Source organism: Dolichospermum lemmermannii CS-548 (genome assembly GCF_028330815.1).
GTDB lineage: Bacteria > Cyanobacteriota > Cyanobacteriia > Cyanobacteriales > Nostocaceae > Dolichospermum > Dolichospermum lemmermannii.
Map to the genome: position 1 here is coordinate 1 of NZ_JAQMTJ010000126.1, position 2,960 is coordinate 2,960.

At 33.1% G+C, this 2,960-nt stretch carries 4 protein-coding genes; 3 read left to right on the forward strand and 1 reads right to left on the reverse strand.

All coding sequences use genetic code 11. The features are described from left to right. The first annotated feature begins 146 nt into the window (after positions 1 to 146). The 3 genes from PN450_RS08550 to PN450_RS08560 all read left to right on the forward strand — a co-directional run bounded on the left by PN450_RS08550 (position 147) and on the right by PN450_RS08560 (position 2,752). Positions 147 to 560, forward strand: a complete 414-nt coding sequence (locus PN450_RS08550) for a hypothetical protein (protein WP_271836010.1) — start codon at positions 147 to 149, stop codon at positions 558 to 560. Positions 561 to 986: 426 nt separating this feature from the next. Further along, complete coding sequence (locus PN450_RS08555; RefSeq protein WP_271836011.1) at positions 987 to 1,829, forward strand: alpha/beta hydrolase; 843 nt, start codon at positions 987 to 989, stop codon at positions 1,827 to 1,829. 224 nt (positions 1,830 to 2,053) lie between these two features. Next, a complete protein-coding gene (locus PN450_RS08560) occupies positions 2,054 to 2,752 on the forward strand; it encodes a hypothetical protein (protein ID WP_271836012.1) in 699 nt (232 codons plus the stop codon). Positions 2,753 to 2,755: 3 nt separating this feature from the next. On the opposite strand, the gene PN450_RS08565 is transcribed toward PN450_RS08560, so the two are convergent. After that, the coding region (locus PN450_RS08565) for a hypothetical protein (protein WP_271836013.1) at positions 2,756 to 2,960 on the reverse strand (205 nt) is incomplete at its 5' end.

The following is a 2,960-nucleotide window of genomic DNA, read 5'->3' on the forward strand; positions in this document are numbered from 1 at the left end:
CTAATAGTAAATACATTTCAAAAAATTAATTTTTTGAGAAATTTTTGGTGTGGGCTTTAATTCTCAATAACCAATACTTATTGACAGAACTGTTACTGTTACGTACTTTTAGACTTTTTATTTACATCGAACTCAGGTGATTTCAAATGATAAACGCGCGTCCTCCACGGTTTGGCTTTTTGACATCTAAAATTGGTGTACACGTAGGTGTTTTGGATAATGACAGAGGGAAAGTTTTAGAACTTGTTACACTTGATGGTAAACACGCAACAATCCAAGAAATAGATGTAAGATGTTTTAATGAAAATAGTGGTAGATATAAAGTTATAAAACCTCAAAATCCTTCAACCGCAGAAAATGAAATTGAGAAACGCTGGAACAGTTCCATAAAATATTTTAAGGATTCAAAAGATCCTATTCTATACCATGCTGGTGGAACTGAGGGATTGAATTGTGAAGTTATGGCTGAATGGGTGATGACAAACATAAGCACAAATAGACTACCCGGTAAAATTGCGGTTATATTGGGCGATATGGGGCGAGCAAGCAGATCAAATTAGGTCCTCGGTGATTTTAAACTTGTATATTTATGAGTGTTCTAAGTAAAAAAATGCCCAATTGTCATTCCGAATGGAGCAGATCGCAATAAAGCAATCTTTGGTTTTGAGTTATTTATGGTTTGGAACACCTTATGTAATACAAGTTTAAAACATAACATAATCTCTAAAAACTTTTAAATTTAAGAATTTTAGAGATTAATTGTCGGATTGTATTTGCAATTAAGAATCAAAATCTTGCTGATTTTTCTGTTTATTGGGTTTCAGAGCAATATTTAGAAAATTAGGACAGATACTGAAAATGAATTGAATTTTGACAATAACTCTGTAAAAGTGTTATACTTTCTAAAGCCTTGTATTTGTAGATATTTATCATGTAGTGAGTTGGTACAGATATCATGACTAGTTTTAAATCTGAGCCTTTTAACGTTGAGTCTTTTTTTTTATCCTGATCAATGCGATTATGGTGGAAGTCCTGAAACTTCAGGATTTGATTTTGAAAACTTGGAGATTTCAGTTAAAGATGAAATTACTCTAAATGCTTGGTTAGTACGTTCTAAAAATGATAAGCCAAAAGCTACAATAATTTACTTTCATGGCAACGCTGCCAACATGACAAATCACTGGAGTTTTGTTGATTGGATTCCAGAAAATGGCTTTGATTTATTATGTTTTGATTACCGAGGTTACGGTAAATCTACTGGTAAGCCAAGCTTTGAAGGAGTATTAGAAGATTGTTGCAAGATTATAGACTTTGCACGCACAGATCCAAAGGTGCGTAACAAAAAATTTATTATTTTTGGGCAAAGCTTGGGGGGTGCTTTTTCGATTTTAGCAACTGCAAAAAAACTTGATCAAGACATATTAGGAATGGTACTTGATAGCACCTTTAATAGTTTTCAAGAAATCGCTAGTTTAAAAGTTCCTTCTTTTCTGAAGGTACTTCCTAAGTTCTTAATAACAAAGAAGTATAATCCAGAAGAAGAGATATACAAACTTAAAATGCCAAAGCTTTTTATCCATTCACGTAAAGACCCTGTTGTTCCCTATAAGTTAGGGGAGAAATTATACAAATCTGCTCCAGAGAAGAGAACGTTTATCACTGTAAAGCCAGCAGAGGGTTTAATGGGCTTAACACCAATGCATATGCCTTTATTCTCAACTCAACGCGACAGTAACGAATATCAAGAAGTCATTTCTTTTCTCGATGGTTTAATAGAAAATAGAGACCATCAAGATGTAAAGGAAACACCAGACGATAAGAAATTGTAATCTTTATTTTCTACTTACCTTTAGAAAAGTGACATTTTGATTGTAACAAATAAAACACCAAACTATTTGTTACAATCAAAATGTGGCTAAAAGAATTTCTGTCCACGGAAATTAGCTTAGTTCAATTGGTTTTTAGGTAAAATTTTATGGTTTACTGGTATTGACTTCATTGACTATATTGGTGTATTATAAAGAAATTAAATAGTGTTTTCAGAAATTCAATAATGGGAAATAATTGCCTAAGTGCATTCAAAAAAGAAGAACCTGATCTTATACGGTCATATTATAAAATTAAAAAAGAATGTCAATTTCAGATTTCTTTTTCAGGTTTTCTTGTAATTAGTTTTTTTATTCTGCAATATTCAGTTCCGATATCTCTAGTAATTTTAGGTAGTATAACAACTTCAAGGGATCAAATTTCTTTATTTTTACGAAAATCTCAGATACTATGTAAAGATCCTCAAAAAACAGAATCAAGTGAGATTTTAGAGAAAAAAGAATCTGACATTTTAGTAGGAAAGATAATATTTATCCTGGGAATATTAACTATATTACTAGGGGTGATAAACAATACTGTTAAACCGGCTGAAAGTTATGATACTTCTGCTAAATTTAATAGTAAGTTTTCCCAATTTCAACGAGATTTAGATTTACACATCTTAAACCAAGGAGGTTTAGAAAATAAGAAACTTGATACTGATGAGTTCAAAACTATGTGTTGCTTTTTATTGAAAATAAGTAATGATCTTACTGATCTGATCAATCAATACAACGAAGCTAGATCCCTTAATTCAAGACAAGCTAATCTTCAGTCTTTAAAAAATCAAGAGAACAAAGATGAATTGAAAATTATTAATAGTGCTTCCTCTAAGTCCATTGATTGTGATAATGCGAATAATAAACAGACTAATGACCCAACTTAGTTTTTAGGATGTGGAAGGAGAGCGATCGCTTTTAGGGATGTTGGGGGTGCGATCGCTTTTGGGAATGTGGGATGCGATCGCTGTTTGGGGTGTGGGAGTGCGATCGCTTTTGGGCTGTTGGGAGTGCGATCTCTGTTTGGATATGTGGGGATGAGCGATCGCTTTTTGGGGTTTGGGAGTGTGATCGCTTTTGGGGTGTGGGGGGTGC